This is a genomic window from Pseudoalteromonas sp. TB25, assembly GCF_000497995.1.
Taxonomy (GTDB): Bacteria; Pseudomonadota; Gammaproteobacteria; order Enterobacterales; family Alteromonadaceae; genus Pseudoalteromonas; species Pseudoalteromonas distincta.
In genome coordinates this window covers 1-20,571 of the sequence record NZ_AUTI01000356.1, presented here as the reverse complement: position 1 = coordinate 20,571, position 20,571 = coordinate 1, and the positions used below count along the sequence as shown (strand labels likewise).

Sequence of the window (20,571 nt, the reverse complement as noted above, 5' to 3'; positions counted from 1 at the left end):
CCTACCGCTAAAAATACGTCTGATGCTTTTACCGATATTTTAAATTGGTCAAAATCAAGGCGGCGTAATATATCTACATGGCGCATTGCTGATTCTAATAAGGCTTCAGGTGTAGGCTCGCCGTATTTTTCTTGTAAGTCGCGCTCAAGTGAGCCGCCATTTACACCAATACGAATAGGAATGTTATGCTCGCGAGCAGAATCGACCACAGCTCTGATACGCTCTTCACTACCTATATTACCTGGGTTTATGCGCAAACAATCTACGCCGTATTTTGCCACTTTTAAGGCTATACGGTAATCAAAGTGAATATCGGCTACTAGCGGAATAGTCACCTGCTCTTTTATACTTTTAAACGCTTCAGCTGCGTCCATAGTTGGTACTGATACACGCACTATGTCAGCACCTGCATCTTGTATTGCCTGAATTTGTGCAACGGTTGCATCAACATCCATGGTGTCGGTGTTGGTCATTGATTGCACAGCAATAGGGGCGCCGTCACCAATAGGGACGTTACCTACATTGATACGGGTGGATTTTCTGCGTTTAATTGGGGATTCTGAAAACATAGCGACTACTCTGCTAGTGGTAATGTAAATTTGGCTAAACGGTTTTTAGGAAATGCAGAAACATCTACAGGTTCGCCGTTTAAAGTAATGTCTACAGCGTCATGCTTACCAAGCACAACTGAAAAAGGAGGCGTTCCGCTTACGGTCATAATGTAGCCTGCTTTTTTAACGCCGAATGCTATTTTTTCGCCTTCGCCATCGTAAATTTCAACCCAACTTTCGCCGTTAAAGTTCATAACAATTGTACTGCTAGCATCTTCTTGGCTTTCGTTGTTAGATGTAATAGGAGCCGTTTCTGTAACGGCTTCTGAGCTTGTTGATGTTTCAAGCGTATCTTTTGATTCTAATAGTGATTCGTCGTTAATTTCGGCTTGTCGCTGTTGCTGTAAAATACTGGGTTGAGCTGCTTGTCGTTCACTCATTATTGAGTTGGCAACGTTTATTTTACTGGTTTGCTCTTCAATGGGGGTGGCGTTTTGCCAAAACCATAAAGCAGATGAGCCAATAACAATCGCTAAAATTAAATAACTAAAAAACATTAAACGGCTGTCGCTTGCTTCTTTTTCTGTTCGGCGCGAAAAGCTTTGCATATTAGCGGGCTTGGTCGGCTCTGGTGGGGCCGGCATCATTGCTAATATAGGTGCGCTATCGACTTTTAATTCACGGCAATAATTTTTTATATAACCTTTAACAAAAGTGATAGGGCCTAGTAACGCAAATTCATCATTTTCAAGGCGTTTAATTTGAAGTTCAGACAGCTTTAACGGTGCAGCGATAGTTGCGATACTAACGTTTGCTTGCTCTCTATGATTTTTTAGTATTTGGCCTACAGTTGGCTGTTCGCTCTGTGTTTGCGTATTTTCTTCATTCATAATGTGTATGAGTCTGGATCCACTAGTAAAAGTCTGTGCCCTGGTTTTAATGCTATATCAGGACTTAATTTATTCCATCGCATTAATTCATCAATTAATACATGCCGCTGGGTAGCTATATCGTAAAGGGAATCACCAGCTTTAATTTCGTAATAAATATTAGGATCGTTTAGGTATATTTTACTTCCATTCATTACCCGATCCGACTCTTTTAAACCATTCCATTGCAGGAGTTTTTGTAGTTTAACATTGTATCGCACCGAAATGCTAAATAGGTTTTCGCCAACAGCAATTACATGAAATGGCACGCGTAAAGGCGATACTTTAGGATTAAGCATTGGAAGCTCAGTTTTTTGCACTGCTTCGTAGCTTTTAAATTCAATATCAGCATTATTTTGATAGTTGCTGTTTTCAAAAACGGTTGTGTTTTTAGTCGCTTCGTAGAATACCACGTCGCTACTGTTTTTTTGATTTGTAACTGCAGGTGCAGAATTACTGTAGTTACTAGTTTGCTGCGAATTAAACTGGCCTGTTTTAGGTGCGCCAAACGAGATTATTGTTACCTCGTCATCGGCTTTAGCCGGTTGTTTTGTCGCTATAACTTCTTTTTTAGGTTCTAAAACGGGCTGTGCTTTTTCAGGCGCTGCTACTATAGAATCTGCAGAGTCGTGCTCAGTAGTAAGTGCAAACATAACAGNCAGCCGATGTATCGGTAGGATTGCTTGGCGCGACGACTTTAGGAGCTTCTTCTTTTTGGGTCGTTACTTGTTTTGCTATTACGGTTGCCTCGTCGGCTTGCGTACTGAGCGTATTTGGCAATGCTTGAGCTTGCTCTTCTCTTGCTATAACTGGATTTACATCTTGGTTATTTGCTGTTGCGAGCTTTTTATCTGTTTTTTGCTCGTTGTTTGTTACCAAGCTTGTTGAACCGTCCTCTGAGGAACGCTTCTTTCTTATAACTTTTATTTTTGGTTTTGAACTAACGTGCGCACCGCTTGCGTCATTTTTTAGTTCTTTTAACTGCGCTTTACGGTATTTTTCTCGCAGTATTTCAAACTCATTAAAACGTGTTCTTTTCTCTTTTAACGCGTAGGCTTCGTTGCTGGTAGAGTAAGTTTGCAAAATAGTGTTGGAAATTTTTTCAGCTTCTTCAATTCTGCCCATTCGGTTTTTTACAAGATAGCTAAGCATTAATGCGCGAGAAGATACTCGGCCCGAACTTTCATAGCGTTTTAAAAGTTCACTGGCTTTGTACAAGTCACTTTTAGCGTAATACAGTGCGGCTAAGCTAATTAATGTAGATGTTCGCTGAGAGCTGTGATTAAGTGCCTGTTGAAAGTAGCTTTCTGCATTTTCAAAATCATCAAATTCAATAGCACACAAGGCTAAATTTTCGTAGCTTTCGGCAACGCGAATATAACTTGGTACTTCAATAGCTTTTAAAAATTGATCAGTTGCACGATCGTATTCATCAATACCACATAAAAACACACCGTAGTTATTGAGGGTGTTAGGATCGTCTGGCTTGATTTCAAGTGCTTTTTGGTAGGCTTTATCTGCTAGCGGATTTTCGCCCACTTGTTGGTAGTAATAAGCAAGAGAGTAATGTACTTCAGGTAAGTCAGGAGCAAATGCTGCTGCACGTTCTAAATTGTATTTGGCTTGAGAATTATTACCCGTTTTTAAATACTGTAGGGCTAAAGCAATTCGTGTTCGTGCTGCGCCAGTATTATTAACTTTATTTTCGACGACGGGTTTATTACTGCCGTTATAACTACTTTCGCTCACACAGCCACTTAGGGCAAGTGTTGATAGTGTTATAGCAAGTATAGATCGCATTACCTTATCTCTTTATTTTTAGTCCATGTCGCCTATCTTACCTAAAAGCTTTACTCTTGCATCATTTATTTAAAAATAAACAACTTAACAGCCTTATATGGCTTATTCATATAAGGCTGTTACAGATTATGCTTGGTGGATATTAACGGCAATCGCGTTATCGTCACGGATTTTCTTTTTAGCTAAGCGTTTAGTACGGTCAACTACGTCACCGACTAATTGACCGCAAGCTGCGTCAATATCATCACCGCGAGTACGGCGCACAATACAGGTTACACCTGCAGCTTGTAGTACTTTTGAAAAACGGTCGATACGGCTATTACTTGAGCGTGTGTACTCGTTACCCGGGAACGGGTTAAACGGAATAAGGTTTACCTTAGACGGTGTGCCTTTTAACGTTTGTACTAATGCATGCGCTTGGTCAGTGCTGTCGTTAATGCCATTAAGCATAACGTATTCAACAGTTACGTCTTTATTAGCTTTTGAACCGTCGATATAACGACGACATGCCGCTAAAAACTCTTCAATAGGGTACTTTTTATTAACAGGCACTAAAATATCACGCAGTGCGTTATCGGGTGCGTGAAGAGATATAGCCAGTGCTACGTCAATTTTTTCTTTTAGTAAATCAAGAGCAGGTACAACGCCTGACGTACTTAATGTTACGCGGCGCTTAGATAAACCAAAGCCCCAATCGTCCATCATTAGTTCCATTGCTGGCACTACGTTTTTAAGATTAAGTAAAGGCTCGCCCATACCCATCATTACAACATTAGTCACTGGGCGCTTTTCGCTATGACCATCAAGGCCTATATCTTTAGCTACACGCCAAACTTGGCCAATAATTTCAGATACTTTTAAGTTACGGTTAAAGCCTTGTTGAGCAGTAGAACAAAAAGTACATTCAAGCGCACAACCCACTTGTGATGATACACATAACGTAGCGCGCTCTTTTTCAGGGATCCAAACGGCTTCTACTTCTTGGCCGCCTTCAAGAATAAGCGCGTACTTAATAGTGCCGTCGCTTGCTTGTTGGCGAACTGTTATTTCTGGCGCTACAATTTCGCACTCAGCTTTAAGCTTTTCTTTAAGCTTTTTATTTACGTTAGTCATTTCGTCGAAGTTATCTACGCCAAAATGATAAATCCATTTCATCACCTGGTCACTACGAAACGGCTTTTCACCGAACGATGCAAATAGCTCGCGCATTGCATCTCGGTTTAAATCTAATAAGTTAATCTTTTTTTGCTCGGTCATGAAACAACCTCAATCGGTGACGGTGGAGATAAAAATTTACGAGGACGAATTGTACACAATTCACTCACTTTAATCATTAAGTAAAATATCAAAAAATGCACTTATGGATACTTTGCGTAATGACTAAAAAAGGGCCCGAAAGCCCTTTTCATTTTGTTAACGAATTCGAATTAACGAGTACGTGAACAAAGCTCTTCGTCAGCGAAGAAGTACGCGATTTCGCGAGCAGCAGATTCAACAGCATCAGAACCGTGAACAGCGTTTTCGTCGATGCTATCAGCGTAGTCTGCACGTAAAGTGCCAGCTAATGCTTCAGCAGGGTTAGTAGCACCCATGATTTCACGGTTTTTAAGAACAGCGTTTTCGCCTTCAAGAACTGTAACCATTACTGGACCAGATGTCATGAAAGATACTAAAGCGCCAAAGAAAGGACGTTCGCTATGTTCTGCGTAGAAACCTTCAGCTTTCTCTTGTGAAAGGTGAACCATTTTAGCTGCAACGATTTTAAGGCCAGCAGTTTCGAAACGGTTGTAGATAGCGCCAATGTGGTTTTTAGCAACTGCATCAGGTTTTACGATTGAGAAAGTACGCTCTAAAGCCATCTTTATGCTCCAATAATTTTAAGTAAAAGTGTGAATATTAACGGGCGCGAATTATACGCGTTTTAAGTGAAAAATCCTAATTTTATTAAAAACCAGTTTGATTGCTGTTTTATGATCTCGATCAAATTTAAATTATTAGCCATATTTATACTGCTGCGCTTGTGTTTATGTATTTTTCAATAACACCAATTTCACTGGATTAATGCTTAATTTTTCAATCAAATTGGTAAAACTCATGCAACTGGTTTAAACCCAGTTCGATGTATGGAGCGCACATGTTACCCGTTATTTCTTCAATGCCTTTTATTCCTGAATTATTATGCCCCGCAGGCAGTTTAAAAAACATGCGCTACGCGTTTGCTTATGGCGCAGATGCGGTTTATGCGGGGCAGCCTCGTTATAGTTTGCGTGTGCGTAATAATGAGTTTGACCTAGAGACCCTGCAAATAGGCATTAGTGAGGCGCATGGGCAAAATAAAAAGTTTTATGTGGTGTCTAATATTGCGCCGCATAACGCTAAAGTTAAATCGTATTTACGTGATATAGAGCCAGTTATTGCGATGCAGCCCGATGCGCTGATTATGTCGGACCCTGGTTTAATTATGCTTGTTCGTGAAAAATGGCCTGCGATGCCAATTCACTTATCAGTACAGGCAAATGCGGTAAATTACGCGAGTGTACAATTTTGGGCAAAGCAGGGGATCGAACGGGTTATTTTATCAAGAGAGCTGTCGCTCGAAGAAATAACCGAAATACGCACACTCTGCCCAGACACCGAACTTGAAGTATTTGTTCATGGTGCACTGTGTATGGCGTATTCGGGGCGTTGTTTGCTCTCTGGTTACATAAATAAGCGCGATCCAAATCAAGGCACGTGTACTAATGCATGTCGCTGGGATTACGATGTAAAACCTGGTGTTGAGAACGAAACTGGCGAAACGGTACATAAAATTGACCCCAAACAAGTGATTCCTACACTGGGTGAAGGCGCGCCAAGCAACGATGTATTTATTCTAGAGGAACAAGGTCGCCCTGGTGAGTATATGCCTGCGTTTGAGGATGAACACGGCACGTATATTATGAATTCCAAAGATTTACGCGCTGTGCAATACGTAGAGCAGTTAACAAAAATGGGGGTACATAGTTTAAAAATAGAAGGGCGTACTAAGTCATTTTATTATGTAGCGCGCACCGCACAAGTTTATCGTAAAGCAATAGATGATGCGGCTTCTGGTAAACCATTTGATACTAGCTTATTTAAAACATTAGAAAACTTGGCGCATCGTGGTTATACCGAAGGCTTTTTAAAACGCCATGCCCACCAAGATTATCAAAACTATGAATACGGTCACTCTGTATCAACTAAGCAGCAATTTGTGGGTGAAGTACTTGGGCGCTGCGAAAATGGATTAGTTGAAATAGACGTTAAAAATAAATTTTGTACTGGTCACTCTTTAGAGCTTATGACACCACAAGGTAACTTTACTTTTACGCTTGAATATATGGAAAACAAAAGAGGCAAAAGTATTAGCGATGCTAAAGGTTCTGGTCACATTGTAAAAATCCAGCTAGATGAGGGCATTAACTTAGATCACGCTATTTTAATGCGTAATCTAGACGCGCACCAAGATACCCGTAATCCGTTCAAAAAGGTCAGTTAGGATCCACTCTAATAACTGCTCAAAGCTATTTTATTAAATAGAGTGACGCTGAGCAGTTATATCTTCATCTGCTATTTTTTAAATACCATTTATGGAATTTATCTTATCATTAATACTTATTTATAAAATTTTAAAAGCGAATATAATGGATATTCGTACTTAACACGTGTTGTTAAATCGCTCCTCACTGTTACCCCATTACTTTTTAAAGGAATCATTTTTGTATGTGGATAATTTTTGCATTACTCGCAACCGTTTTTTTTGGTGCCCGAGGAGTGTTGTATCAATGGACGTCGCAGAAAAAGATTAACCGTAACTTATTATTATTCGGTGTATTTTTTGTAGGATTTGTTATTAGTGCGCTAGGTACTGTGGTATTTGAACATACATGGTATGGCTGGGCAGAGATTACGGTTGGGCTAGCGTTAGGTTTTGGCTCTTTTGCTGCTAATGGTTTGTTGCATAAGGGGTTTTCGGTTGGTAAAGCCTCTTTAATTAGTATTTTATCAGGATTGACGCCTTTGTTTGTCCTTTTATTTGCTTTTTTATTGTGGCAGGAGACCTTAACAACAATTCAATTAATTGGCTTTTTCATTATTTTTGGTGGCCTTTATATCATTCGTTATTCAAGCGATATTTCGTTGAACAACCTACAAGGTGCGCAATGGGGATTACTCGCTGCACTTGCCTTTGCATTTAATGATTTAATGGGTAAGCAATCAACACTTCTTGAGGCCGATACGTTTGCAACGCTAACGTCTATGTTTGGTTTTGGTAGTTTTCTTTTTGCTGTTAGTTGGTTAGTAAAGCGTAAAAAAATGCTAGCAGAGCAAGGCACTTCTCAAGGGTATTGGTCTGCGAGTAAAACATTTTCATGCGGGTTACTGATTGGATTAACAAACGTGGCAGGTATGGTGGCAATAATATCGGCTTTTGCAATTGGTAATACAGGGCTCGTTTCGGCAATTTCAGGGATGAACATTTTAATTATTTTGCTCTACTCACGCATCATTCTAAAAGAGTCTTTTACCCGCCAAGAAGTGATAGGATTAGCAACAGCATTTTTAGGTGTAATTGTACTTAGGCTTAGTTTTTAAACGTTTAAAGCTTTCCTTTTAAAAGCATACATTGCTACTTTTCGTTGAAGTGTTGCAATGTATGCTCTATTAATAGTCGTACCCGATAAGATACTTGTTTTCTGTCGCGATAAAGCATAGAAAATGGCTGCCCTTCACTTTGCCAGTCAGGAAGAATACGTTTAAGCTTTGTGGCTTCAATAAGAGGCAATGCTATATAATCAGGAATGTAGCTAATGCCTACACCAGACTCAACGGCTTGTTTCATCATTTGAATTTCATCAACTTCTAACCGGACATGCGTGTTTGGATTAAAACTGTATTCTTCACTCGTTTGCTGATTTTTTAACTGCCACGGAACTAACCCAACGCACGTAACTTTTGGGTGTTCTTCTAATTGCTCCGGATGAGTGATGGGATGATGAGCATAGTTTGGGTGAGCACACAGCAGGTTATGAGTAAGCTTAAGTTCTCTAATAACCCAGTTATCAATGGCTGGGTTTCTTATTCTAAACGCGATATCAATCCCTTCTTTTTCAATATCAATAAGATTATTTGAAAAGCGTAAATCTAGTTGAATATCGGGATACTGCAGTAAAAAATCACAAAAAATAGGACTTAAAAAATGTTTACCCATGTAAATGGGGGCACAGATCCTAATTTTCCCTTTAGGTTGGTCTTTTTCATCACAAAGGGCTTGCTCAATACACTCTACTTCGTCAAATAACTTGCGGTAGCGGTCGTAATATAATTCGCCAGTATGCGTAAGTGTTACCCGATGAGCATCTCGATTTAGTAACGTTAATTGAAGGGCTTGCTCTAATAAACGTATTCTACGGCTTAAGGTTGATAGTGACATACCAAGGTTTATGGATGCTTTTTTAAAGCTACCTAGTTTTACTATGGTGCAAAAGTAACGTAAATCATCAAGAGAATAACTAGCTGCCATCAAAACCACTTATCATATTAAGACTTAATTATTGATTATGTTGTTTAATACTAACAGCGGCGCCTTAATATTTCATTAGAGATTAAAGGGGGGAGAACTGAAATTAGGCAATCAAATTTTATATAACTTTGATTTCATGACCTTAAAATAAAAGCACTGGTAAATAACGTAACTTAATCTGTTCAGCAAATTAATTAAAAGTAGTTTTAAGTCATATTTGTTAAAGCCATTGTAAATAGATTTACATTGAGTGCTTTATTTAATTAAGTGAATTAATAAGTCGTCTTTTTAGGTGAGTACCTATAGAACAATTCGAGGCTCTACACAATAATAGAGCCTCATTTTTATAATTTAGATGTGTGATTCAAGAGATCGTTTCAATATACTATGACGCTATGAACAAAGAAATTAAACAACGTTTAAAGTGGATTGAGCTTTACGAAAAAACTAATAATGCGGGCCTAGTTTGTCGTCGGTGTGGAATTTCTAGGCCCACTCTTCGAAAGTGGTATAAGCGATACAAAGAGAAGGGACTAGACGGCCTACAGGACGTTTCTAGACGCCCGCACAGCTCCCCAAACACTAAAATTAATAATCGAATTGAAGAGTGGATTCTTAAACTCAGAAAAAATAGAAAACTTGGTGCCAGAAGAATTCAAAATGAGCTTCTTCGCGAGCATAATTTTCAGCTATCGCTTGCTTCAATTCACAAAGTGCTGACCAAACATGAGGTAAAACCAATAGTTTTTCAGCGGAAGAAAAAAGACTTCATTCGATACCAAAGACCTATTCCTGGTGACCGAGTTCAGATGGATACATGTAAAATTGCACCAGGGATTTATCAATATACTGCTGTTGATGATTGCTCTAGATATCGCGTGTTGGACGTTTTTAAGCGTAGAACGGCAGCCAATACTCTTACCTTCATCGATAAGGTAATAGAAGAAATGCCATTCCCGATACAGCGAGTTCAAACTGATCGCGGAACGGAGTTTTTTGCTGAAAAAGTACAGCTCAAATTGATGGAGCATGGCATTAAATTTCGCCCCAATAAGCCAGGCTCTCCTCACTTAAATGGCAAAGTTGAAAGGTCACAAAGAACTGATAAGGAAGAGTTTTATTCGACCGTTAATTTGGATTTGGACGAACTCAAAAATGAAACGTTACCTGAGTGGCAGCATTACTACAATTGGCAACGCGCTCACGGCTCATTCAAAGGTAAAACTCCAATGGATGTTGTATGTGAACGGCTTGAAAAAACACCGCTTTGGGAAGACGTTCACGCTAACTACGAAACTGAAAATGAACGCATTCAGTTATCGAATTATCAGCGTGATCTCCAACTACGAAAAGTGAAATGATGTCTATGAATCACACAAATTAATTTACTGGCTAGGCATCAATGCTTGATGACACTACAAATGAGTCAAGCTCTAAAGTAGTCGCCACTAAGCCAAAAGCATCTGATATTTTTGATATCCCTGCTTTTATAAGAAATCAATCTGCACCACCTAGTAAAAGCTCTTTATAGGTTTTGTAAGCAAAGAAAAAGTTGTATTGCAATATGTAAGCGCTACTCTAATATTTGCAAAGGGCGGCTCTTTTTAAGCTTTTGGGTTTGCTGAACTATATTACCCCAGATAGTGGAATAAGCACTTATTGTGCTTTTGACTTTGGCGATGAAATTATTTGAATAATCTAATTTTAAAAATGATTTTTTAGTCGTTTTGTTTTTTAACTTAGCCTGTATTTTTACTTCTTTAAGTATTTCCTTCTCAAATAGGGAAAAGTTTTTATAAAGTGCTTTAATATCAGTGTTATATATTTTATTCGAGTGGTCATAATGTTTACTCATTGGATCGTGCTCTAAAACAGAGTGATGGAGCATTTTTTTAGACTCAATTTCAGCAATTGTTGATGACCCAATTTTTTTAGTTAGCACTTCTTTCATGTGCGATTTTAAGAAGCTGCGAAGTAGTGTTGGATATGCTCCGGCAGAGCCTTTTATATTTATGTTATCTCGCGAGGCCACGACCATGTCTTTTGGCGCATGATACTTAAGTGCTCGGTTTAAACTCTCTTTACTAATGGGTTTTGAGTCGTCTTTAACCTTGCAAAATAAGTAGGTGCGGTTTATGTCTGGGTTTAATTTTAATTCTTGTTGTATCGCTTTTTTCATCTCGGGTGTGAGTTGTATTTTAAACTCTTTTTGGTTTTTCATAGCACCGCGAGTGGTATGGGTTGTTTCAGGAAACGTTAAAAATTTAGGATTATTTAAATCATTTATATACGATAGACGTAGGTTGCAAATATTTATAGGCCTTAGCCCTGTAAACATCATCAACAGAACAGCATTTATTAATGTATTATTTTTAGCTGTTTTTAGGTTTATGTATAGCTGAGAAATTAGAGATATATCAGTATATGCCTTACAAGGAATAGGCTTCGCCGTTCGAGAAGATATATAATTTTTATCTACTTCTAGGAATGGATTATCGCCGTTATTATATTTATTTTTTGCGAACACCCACAGTTTTTTCATCTGCTCGAATTGCTTAGCCACATGCGGACCACTTTTCTCTGTTAGTAGTTGGTCAAGCGTGGTTTCTATTATCTCAGGCGTAATAGTCTGAAATAACGTATTTTTACCAAATGCATTTTGAATTGCATTAAGGTAAGAGCTGTAAGTTGTTACTGTGGTTTCAGCTAACTTGCTAGGGCTATGTTTATTTATTGCCTGTAAGTTTTCTATTTGTTTACATACTACAAATTCGAATGTGTAATCAGAAGTGTTCTTTTTGTATATTTCGGCCGCTTTTAATTTCGCTGCTGAAAAACTCATATCATTAGAATCACCAAGCTTGATATTTTTTATGCCATGTTCTTTTTTAAAATGAGTAAAAAATTTAATAATGCCATCATGCTGGAAGACAATTCTTATTTGATCTTTAAGTTGATACTTTGAAAGTCTTCTTCCTTTTTCTTGCGCCAATATAATAGTCGCAAGACTGGCTAGCTCTTCCATTGACTCGTCATTGTACGGTGGCTTAAATGCATTAAATTCAGCCATGCAAAGGTCACGACTTTTAATCGTGACCTCACATGGTTTTACTGAATTTAATACTGATGTTGCCATTAATATAAAAACCTTAAAAAAGTTAAAATCATCAAATAATTGATGAGGTATCGCTCTAATAAGGCAATGATATGAAATTAATTTTTTTTACAAAAACTTTGGTAAGTCCAAATTAAACTTTTTTTAATTATTTTTTGCTTTGGCTTGGTCACTTAAATATCTCTCAACGACAGCTCTTCCTTCTTCGGTTAAGATCAAATCTTTTGCTACTCTGCCCGTATCACCAAGTGGCTGATTAATGAAGTTTACATAACTGCCTTTGTGAACTAAATGAGCTTTAATTCTATCTCTCAAGGCTTTTTTATCGTTATTTTCTTTTAGGTTTTTAGCTTGTTTACTTTGCATACCTGTAAGTCTGAGTTGTTGGCTTTCGAGTTCTTTCGCTCTTTTTAAAATACTGGCTTCATGAATTTTGAATACATTAAATTTGAGCTTTGTTGAAGTGCCAAATAGCTCTTCAGATTTATCATAATTCAAGCCGTTTGGATCGTCCTCTTTTCTGAGGTGATGAAGCGCGAGTCTGGTGAGTTCCTCTGCGTGTTTAAAATGATAGCCGTTGGCAACCATAATCGCTTTTGCGTTGGATTTAAAAAAGCTTCGGCACATTGTGCAAAATGCACCCGCAGATCCTTTCATTACAATGTTTCTTTTATCTCCTTTTACTGCATCAACAGGGGAGTAATCTTTGATGATTTTGTCCAGCGACCTTTTAGCAAATGGTTTGTTAAGATCGCGAGGCTGAAGAAATATGTGAACAGGGTTACAGTTAGGGAGCGCATTTTCCATCCAGGCTCTTTGTTCTAAAATAATGGCGCGCATGGCTTTGGTTAAGGGCAGCTTATATTCTTTTTGGTTTTTCATTTCTCCACGAACTCCGACAACAGATGCCGGAAAGGTAATTAATGTTGGGAAGTCGATACTATTGAGCCACTCCCACTTCATTTGTGGAATATTGATAGGGCGTATGCCTGTTAATATCATAAATCGAGCAGCATTTTTCTGATGCACATTAGGGGCTGCTGCGAGGTTTATCCATAATTCAGCTATCGAATCTAAGTCTGTATAAACTTGGCAAGGACGAGGGCTTTCTACACGGTCAGATACGTAAAAGTCATCGATATCAGCTGCTGGGTTTTTACCTGAGTTAAATTTGTTTTTGGCAAATCGCCATACTCTTCTAATCTGTGCAAAAAGCTCGATTGCCTGGTTATTGGACTCCGTCTTGATAATTAAATCTACAATCTTTTCTAACTCTCCAGCTGTAAGAGACTGGAATGCACGCTTAAGCGGAAAATGATGTCTAAGCTTTTTTATTCTACATTGATATGTTCTGAGCGATGAAGCTGCAAACTTGGTGGGTGCGTTGTTATGGCGCTCTATTAGGCTTTGTTCATAAGCATCAAACACTGTTTTAATATTATGATTATTTAAAATGCCATATTTCATTTGTTCAGTGAGCTTACGCGCTTTTGCTATTGTTAATTCAGGTGCTTCACCTAACTTGGTATTAGCTATGCCAGATGATTTAGGGAAAGCTGAGTAAAAAGAGACTGTTCCAGATAGGGTAAATATAAGACGAAGATTGTGTTGTGCCTCATATTTCGATAATCGCTTTGTATCTTGCTTCTTAACCTCTTGTTTTAATTTTTCTTTTTCCTCAAAAAAGATGATTTGAGAGGCCAAAATAACACAGCGATTTATGTGCTGCATAGAAAATGGCGATTTAAGTTGCTTCCATTCTAGTTTCGCTTTCGTGTATTGAGCTTTGGTAAGCGTTGATAATGATTTTTTCACTTTGATTAAACCTATATAAATAAAGGCCTTGCGGCGATTTTTATTGATTGAGATCAACAAAGCAACAGAGAAAAATAGGCATAATTCGCGGCTGTAATTTACACCCAAAAATAAAAATTTGTGTTACTAATTTGTGTTACGATTTAATGAAAAATAGCGGTTTTTTATTAAACTAGAACTGCACAAAAGTTAGCCTTCACACACCTTTGTTTTTACTTATCTTTTTGTTTTATATAAACTTTAATTTTAAAGGTTAGAAAGTGGCTTTACTCATAAATAGTAAATGCATTAACTGCGATATGTGTGACCCAGAATGCCCTAATGAGGCTATTTATATGGGCGCTAAAATATACCAAATAGATGCAAACAAATGTACAGAGTGTGTAGGGCATTATGATAAACCTACTTGCGTAAGTGTTTGCCCTATTGACTGCATAAAGCCCGATCCGAATAAGCGTGAAACTTTGGACGAACTAGCAGAAAAATTTGTGCGGGTAACTGGCAAATAACTCGTCAGGTATTTTGCTAAGCAGCTTTTAATTTAGGCTAAAAACACTACTTACATTAATTATTTAGGTTGTAGCTAAGGTCCTCTGTCATGCATTTTTAGTTTCAATCAAATCTCATTACCTTCATTAATTATCAACTATATTGTGTTACCTTAAGGCTTTATAAACTCAAGTATTAATCTAAGTTTTAGATTGCATTCTATAGGAGTCTATTTTGGATATAGGTATTAACGCTATTCAGGCTGTATCTTCAAAACGAACAATATTTATTAATGATGAGTGCCGAGTATTTGTAATTGGCGATCTTGATGGTGATTTACCTGCCTTAAAAAACGCACTTAATAACGTAAATTTTGACCCTGAAAGAGATACTTTGTTTTGCCTAGGCGATTTTGTTGATCGCGGGGATAAAACATATGACTTATTTACATACTTACAAGCCATTAGGGCATGTATGATATTAGGTAATCATGAGCATTTAATGTTGGAATCATTATTAAGTAATGATAAAGCGGCTTTTAAATTATGGACTGATAATGGTGGTAATTGGCACAAGTCGGTATCAAGTGAAAAGCTCAGTGTTATGTGCGATGAGTTACTAACTAAACCGCTTTCAATAGTACTTGAGTATCGTGGTTGTAAAATTGGGTTGTCTCATACATTTGCACAATCGTGGGATTGGGAAAATTACCCTGATGATAAATCGCTAATTGTGCAATCTTTATTGTGGGATCGCGAAGTAGTTAAACTAGATCAGGTAGTTAAAAGTCATGGAGTCGACTTTTCAATACATGGACATAACTCAACTAAAGCGCCTTTTTGGGTGGGTAATAGCTATCACATAGATACCAATTATTATGGTGGAAAGCCTACACTCTTAGAACTCTCTGATGTTATTAATAAATTAGAGAAGTAGTATAAAGTTCGTAGGTTGTTGACCTCATATAAGTTAATTTTCAGTAAAGTACTTTTTTTGCACAATACTAAAGATGCCAAGCGTGGATATGTACTTTAAGCAAATGATTAGAAAATTATAACTATATAGATATCGAATAGCTGCGGTACAAGCTTTTTTGGGGTGGTTTTTACTTTTTACAAAGATTAAATTATCCCCAGTTTGAAAAATTTAACCAGTAAAGAATGGTAGTTCTTTAATGGTTAAATTTTACTGAAGGAGCTATTTATTTTGTGTAAGTAAATATACAAGCTCCGTTGTAACCCATACGTCATTTATATTGTTCTGCTATAGCTACTTTCTCTGTCCAAGCTTCTGGCATGTTAAGTGCGCCAACCGCTTTTACCATACAGCGAATTTCTTTCCCAGACTCTTCACTGGTAATATCGTAAGTATTAGTAGCTCTGTATGTTAACGGATAACCATCAGCAAACCAATAATAACGAATATCTGTAATATCTTGTAAATTAGCTTGGCAAGTTATTGTTTCACCAACAGCTTTTTCCCCTGTAATAATTGGCTTACTGACAAATGGTTTTGGGATATTTATTATGTCTGATGTTTTTTGTAGTACTTCAATAGAATCTATGGTGAAGCTTTCTTGATCGCTCGTCGGATTGCCATCGTAAGACCTAAGCGCATAGTCAAGTTGCAAATCAAGCCTTTCAAGATAAGTTGGTGCGGTTGGCACACGACCAACTTCAACCCACCTATCATTCCCAGCTTCATCTTTAATAGTCACATTTATATAAGTCATGTCATTATCAATAACAAATTCCCAGGTATGGTATTGTCCATCCCAAAATTCAAGACCACCTTCAATTTTGCTTTTTTGCTCCGTCAGTTCCCCCCAATATGCTTTGTAACTTTTATAACTAGAGTCATCTTTTGCAAATATGTTTGGTACGTGAGCATAGTGGTAATGAGAAGAAAGTCCGTTTAACCAAGCTCCATTTTTTCCATCGAATTCAAACCAATCTACTTCGATGCGGTTTGCTGTTCGCCAAAACAAAAAATCAGGATTATAAGACCAAAATGCTGGAAATAACCCTCCAGGCAAATCATTTTTGTCTATTTTAGGAAGCATACTACGAATTCGAAAAATTTTTGGCCCAGTCCAAGTATAGCCATGCCCAAGATCATTCACGCTATAAAAAGCACTCGCTTTCCATCTTTCGTTTTGTTTTCGTAGTAAAAGAGATTGCTTTTTTTCATCTTTATTGTGGGGATAAACATTAAATGTTTCACTAGGAGGCATCAGCTGAGCGCTCGCTCCAACTGCCGGATTAAACCCAGGGGCAGACCAAAGGTCAGATTCACCACTAAAACTCGCTTTTACTCGGTTATTACGAAAGTCATCATAAAATACTCTTTCAAAGTCGTCTGTAGGTACACGTTCTCCACCACCATTAATGCGCACTTCAGCTCTATCAATAGAGCTCCCCCAAGCTGTCCATTCTTTTTCATTATGAATATAGCGATAAGGGAAGTCTTCAGCATCCATTGTAGGTCTAATATTTTTATATGGGTGTTCGTTTGGCAGATCAATTGAAGATATTCCGTTACTAAATAACGATTGATTCGTACTTAGACGATAAGCCGCCCAGCCAGTCATTTTTTGAACCATTGCTTCTGATGGTTCTGTCAAACCAAAGACTAGTGAATCATATGCCCAAGCCATATTACCAATATCCTTATCGCCAATGTATGAGGAAGTATTGCTAATCCATTCGCCTGAAAAGCGATCAGGTTGGATTGCTTCGCTAGAGATTGGTGTTCCATTTACTGAGGCAAACATTTGACCATAGCGGATCCCAGCAACAATAACATTCCATGTTTTACCATCTGCAATCACGTCATTTTTAGTTGTCATAATCCGTTTATCAAGACCATTATTATTAAGACCGACATACTGAATACTTAGACCGTTTGTTTTGTTATACCAGATTTTAGGAGATGACTTATTTGAACCTTCTCCATGGTTAATATCTAATAAAATCGTTTCAGCATTATCACCTGTATTAGCATCGATCCTAAACGTAAAAAGCATCCATCTGTAATTCCACCTAGCATCGCGCTGACCTGGCATTATTAAATATTGCCCAGAGTTCTCCGCAAATTCAACACCATTATTTTTTCTTGTTTTGGATGGTTGAAGGGAGAGCTTTGCTTGTGTTGCATTCGCTGTAATTGTCCCGCGCGAAGAATGATTTATTACATTACCTATTTCAGTGTCTTCTTGAAAATAAGCAGACATAAGCCACTCAGGAAAAAGGTTTAAAGCCCACGTAACTTTGATTGTGCTATCAATTGCGCGTTTCGGAATACGTAGCGATAGTGGGAGTCGACCAGTGGTTTGCTCTAGCACCGTGACTTTGCCATCATTATTAGTGTCGTAATCAGCTTTGATTTCAGGGTACTGGTTTCCGAGAAAATCAAGCAGTAAATTGCGTTCAAAGTCATCATATAAACCATTGCCGTCTAGATCAAAGTTAGACTTTGCATTGTTGGCGTTACTATCACCAATAAACCAAATGAAAAAACACGCAGTGATGATCAGTTTAATATTACTTTTCATAAATAGGCTCCTATTAAAGTTTTTAGGGATATTTATTCAAATAGTTGAGTATTGGAAACAAAGCATTGAATAAATAGCGATACAAAAAAGAGCTATCTTTAGTGATTTTTTTAGTATATAGCCGAATGTTGGTAATAATTAAAGCTAACCATTTAGAGGTTGGATATCTGATATTTTTACAGTAAAATTTTTAATTAACCTTAGTCTATGTTTTTTAGAAGAGCCACTTAACTTTAAAAAAATAGATCCTCACAGCATATCTTCATGTAACTGTATTTATTTAAATAACTAGATATTTCAGTCGGTTAGTGCTTAAAATTGATTTACTATTCTGAATTTAAGTTAATTATAAACAGGTAATCATTTATCAAAGCGATTAATTTAATTTTAAGCTCCCGTTAATAAAAGATTAAGTTTGGTTGTATAAAATTGGCAAAAAATTTTATATTTTCGTCAATTTATTGCAGCAAAATGATTAATTAACTTGCTTGAATCAATATAAGCAGTTTTCAATGGAATAGAACTCTTCATGACAGCACTTAACTACAATAATAACTCACTACACGCTTCACCCAAACTATTCAAATCAACACTCTGTATTTCTATTTTATCGGCAATAGGCTTCAGCAATAAAGCTTACGCAGATATAACTAATAATAAAGAAGATATGGAAGTAATAGAAGTACGTGGTATCCGTTCAAGTATGGCCGAAAACTTAGATGTAAAACGTATGTCGGAATCTGTAGTTGATGCCATTACCGCGGAAGACATTGGAAAGTTCCCTGATAAAAACGTTGCAGACTCACTTCAGCGTGTACCCGGTGTGGTAATTGAGCGTGACGGCGGGGAAGGTTCATCGGTTAGTATTCGTGGTTTATCGTCAGAACTTACCTTTACACAACTTAATGGTAATTTTATTGCGTCTTCCCCGGGGGAGCCTTCGCGTTCGTTTGATTATGCTTTGTTACCGTCTTCAATGATTGAAAGCGTAGAGGTTTATAAATCGCCAGAAGCACGCTTAGATGAAGGTGGGGTTGGTGGTACTGTATTAATGCATAGCCGAAAACCTCTGAGTATGGATGCAAACTCAGGTGTATTTAATGTAGAGAGTACTTACGCTGATGTTACAAAAGAGTACGAACCGCAGTTTACGGGTTTATATTCATGGAAAAATGACAACGAAAACTTTGGTGTATTAGTTGGCTATACCTATCAGGAACGGACAAACAGAACGCTTTCGGGCGGTACTGATGCTAATGTATGGCGCTATACTGGCACTGGGCAAGCAACAGATATACATGGTAATACAGTTGATAACAATAACGGTTGGGATACTATTAATGATGCAAACGGCAACAGTTACGATGGCGTTTGGTTTCCGCAAGTTGTTCGAGGTTCTGTTCTTAACGAAAAACGTGAGCGCGAAGGGATTCAATTTAGTTCCCAGTGGCGACCAACAAATCGTTTAGAGCTTGGCTTTAATTATTTTGGTTTTACACTTGGGCAAGACAGAACAGAATCTGTGATTGATATACCAGAGTGGTCTTTAAATCCTGATTTTTTGACGGATGTAAATCTTGATGAGTCGGGCACTATTGTTACTGGTATGCAATACGATGCAATGGCAAGTGGTGTCGAAAATGATATGCAATTTCCGTGGATGCGTGGCAGCTACGTACGTGAGGAATCTACCTCCCATACCTTTGATTTTAATTTAACCTATGAAGGTGATAATTTTAAAGCGCGCTTTGTAATTGGTAATACACAATCAGAGGGCGGCCCAGAAGAAAGCTGGGAAGCGGCGTATAAAAGTTCTAACGCGGGCGAAAACGCAGCNCAGCCACTATTCAAAACGCAGCTCAAACGGCTGGCTGGTCGCTCAATCAAAATAATGTGTCACTTAATATCGACCCTAACACATTAGTTAATTTACAAAATGGAGTTGGAGGTGGTCGTGATGCGGGCTCTTCAAACTCAAGCTTTGTACGCAGTGAGCTAGAAGAAGATTACTACCAAGCTGATGTGGATTTTTATGTTGATTGGGGCTTTTTAAAAACAATTAAAACCGGTGCTAAATACCGCAATTCAACTCTTCACCGTGAAACCGGCAACACCTTCTTTTTAGATCCAAATTTTGATATTGCTGCAGGGGAAGCAAGTGAGCAAGGTATTACCCGTTTTGACAGCTACCAGTGGAATGGTGGAATGCCATTAGCTCAAAATGTATTTACTAGTGAGAATAATATTGCAGGTGGTTTTGATATAAACCAAATGCCAAGTATCGACTGGAATAAATACCGCGATATGGTCACTGCTAGTTATGTACCTTATACGCGCATTGAAGATAATTTTGTTTACGATATAGAAGAAAAAATATCGGCTTTTTATATACAAGGTGATTTTGAATTTAGTGAAGTCAGAGGTAATTTGGGTGTGCGTGTTGTGCAAACAAAAACACTTACTTCATCTACTGACTTATATACCTACCAATTAGATCACACAAATGATGAAACAGGTGAGCCAGTAACAGGTGACGCTCGTTTTGTAGAAGACTATCAATTAGTCACTCAGCAAAACAAAGACACTCAAGTTTTGCCAAGCTTTAATATAGCGTGGGATGCAACCGACGATTTAGTTATTCGTGGGGCAATCGCAAAAGTAATGTCTCGTCCTGATTACAGCGATTTAGGTGCGCAGCAGCGTATTACATTTGTATCGGATGAATGGGCAGATGATAGAGCTGCATTTAATGAACAGCCAGGTTTTAGCGGTGG

Annotated in this window: 14 protein-coding genes and 2 pseudogenes; 7 read left to right on the top strand and 9 right to left on the bottom strand. The window is 37.9% G+C overall.

Going from position 1 to position 20,571, the window contains the following annotated elements; translation table 11 throughout:
* From L652_RS0115100 to ndk, 5 genes and pseudogenes are all read right to left on the bottom strand, one after another.
* The coding region (locus L652_RS0115100; protein ID WP_024603532.1) for a flavodoxin-dependent (E)-4-hydroxy-3-methylbut-2-enyl-diphosphate synthase at nucleotides 1-569 on the bottom strand (569 nt) is incomplete at its 3' end.
* A gap of 5 nt (nucleotides 570-574) precedes the next feature.
* Nucleotides 575-1,441: a RodZ domain-containing protein gene (locus L652_RS0115095; protein WP_024594898.1), complete on the bottom strand. Its 867-nt coding sequence runs from the start codon at nucleotides 1,439-1,441 to the stop codon at nucleotides 575-577.
* Nucleotides 1,438-3,280: pseudogene (pilW, locus tag L652_RS01000000123895) on the bottom strand (type IV pilus biogenesis/stability protein PilW). The gene L652_RS0115095 and the pseudogene pilW overlap by 4 nt, the downstream one beginning before the upstream one ends.
* A gap of 126 nt (nucleotides 3,281-3,406) precedes the next feature.
* Entirely contained in the window at nucleotides 3,407-4,537 is a 1,131-nt protein-coding gene (locus L652_RS0115085; RefSeq protein ID WP_002961289.1) for a bifunctional tRNA (adenosine(37)-C2)-methyltransferase TrmG/ribosomal RNA large subunit methyltransferase RlmN, read from the bottom strand.
* Nucleotides 4,538-4,707: 170 nt separating this feature from the next.
* Nucleotides 4,708-5,139: a nucleoside-diphosphate kinase gene (gene ndk, locus L652_RS0115080; RefSeq protein ID WP_002961288.1), complete on the bottom strand. Its 432-nt coding sequence runs from the start codon at nucleotides 5,137-5,139 to the stop codon at nucleotides 4,708-4,710.
* Nucleotides 5,140-5,414: 275 nt separating this feature from the next.
* Here ndk and yegQ point away from each other — a divergent pair, with 275 nt between their 5' ends.
* Together yegQ and L652_RS0115070 are read left to right on the top strand one after the other, a co-directional pair.
* On the top strand, nucleotides 5,415-6,800 hold the full coding sequence (yegQ, locus tag L652_RS0115075) for a tRNA 5-hydroxyuridine modification protein YegQ (RefSeq protein ID WP_024594758.1): 1,386 nt from the start codon (nucleotides 5,415-5,417) through the stop codon (nucleotides 6,798-6,800).
* A 224-nt stretch (nucleotides 6,801-7,024) separates the two neighbouring features.
* Nucleotides 7,025-7,897 carry an EamA family transporter gene (locus L652_RS0115070; protein WP_024594757.1) on the top strand — a complete coding sequence of 291 codons (873 nt, stop codon included), beginning with the start codon at nucleotides 7,025-7,027 and terminating at the stop codon, nucleotides 7,895-7,897.
* Nucleotides 7,898-7,931: 34 nt separating this feature from the next.
* Here the strand turns inward: L652_RS0115070 and L652_RS0115065 are convergent, their stop codons facing one another.
* A complete protein-coding gene (locus L652_RS0115065) occupies nucleotides 7,932-8,825 on the bottom strand; it encodes a LysR family transcriptional regulator (RefSeq protein WP_024594756.1) in 894 nt (297 codons plus the stop codon).
* Nucleotides 8,826-9,220: 395 nt separating this feature from the next.
* Here L652_RS0115065 and L652_RS0115060 point away from each other — a divergent pair, with 395 nt between their 5' ends.
* Nucleotides 9,221-10,186 (top strand): IS481 family transposase, encoded by a 966-nt coding sequence (locus L652_RS0115060; protein WP_029770321.1) that lies wholly within the window; start codon nucleotides 9,221-9,223, stop codon nucleotides 10,184-10,186.
* Between the two features lie 41 nt (nucleotides 10,187-10,227).
* A complete protein-coding gene (locus L652_RS1000000125645) occupies nucleotides 10,228-10,356 on the top strand; it encodes a hypothetical protein (RefSeq protein ID WP_261765748.1) in 129 nt (42 codons plus the stop codon).
* Nucleotides 10,357-10,398: 42 nt separating this feature from the next.
* On the opposite strand, the gene L652_RS0115050 is transcribed toward L652_RS1000000125645, so the two are convergent.
* Both L652_RS0115050 and L652_RS0115045 read right to left on the bottom strand, forming a co-directional pair.
* On the bottom strand, nucleotides 10,399-11,961 hold the full coding sequence (locus L652_RS0115050) for a tyrosine-type recombinase/integrase (protein WP_024595037.1): 1,563 nt from the start codon (nucleotides 11,959-11,961) through the stop codon (nucleotides 10,399-10,401).
* A 123-nt stretch (nucleotides 11,962-12,084) separates the two neighbouring features.
* Nucleotides 12,085-13,755 carry a hypothetical protein gene (locus tag L652_RS0115045; protein ID WP_024595038.1) on the bottom strand — a complete coding sequence of 557 codons (1,671 nt, stop codon included), beginning with the start codon at nucleotides 13,753-13,755 and terminating at the stop codon, nucleotides 12,085-12,087.
* A 260-nt stretch (nucleotides 13,756-14,015) separates the two neighbouring features.
* Between L652_RS0115045 and L652_RS0115040 the strand changes: the two genes are divergently transcribed.
* A complete protein-coding gene (locus L652_RS0115040; protein ID WP_024595039.1) occupies nucleotides 14,016-14,264 on the top strand; it encodes a YfhL family 4Fe-4S dicluster ferredoxin in 249 nt (82 codons plus the stop codon).
* A gap of 214 nt (nucleotides 14,265-14,478) precedes the next feature.
* Nucleotides 14,479-15,180: a metallophosphoesterase gene (locus L652_RS0115035; RefSeq protein ID WP_024595040.1), complete on the top strand. Its 702-nt coding sequence runs from the start codon at nucleotides 14,479-14,481 to the stop codon at nucleotides 15,178-15,180.
* A gap of 310 nt (nucleotides 15,181-15,490) precedes the next feature.
* On the opposite strand, the gene L652_RS0115030 is transcribed toward L652_RS0115035, so the two are convergent.
* Nucleotides 15,491-17,797 (bottom strand): hypothetical protein, encoded by a 2,307-nt coding sequence (locus tag L652_RS0115030; RefSeq protein WP_024595041.1) that lies wholly within the window; start codon nucleotides 17,795-17,797, stop codon nucleotides 15,491-15,493.
* Between the two features lie 529 nt (nucleotides 17,798-18,326).
* Between L652_RS0115030 and L652_RS01000000123890 the strand changes: the two are divergent.
* A pseudogene (locus tag L652_RS01000000123890) lies at nucleotides 18,327-20,571 on the top strand (TonB-dependent receptor); the annotation flags it as partial.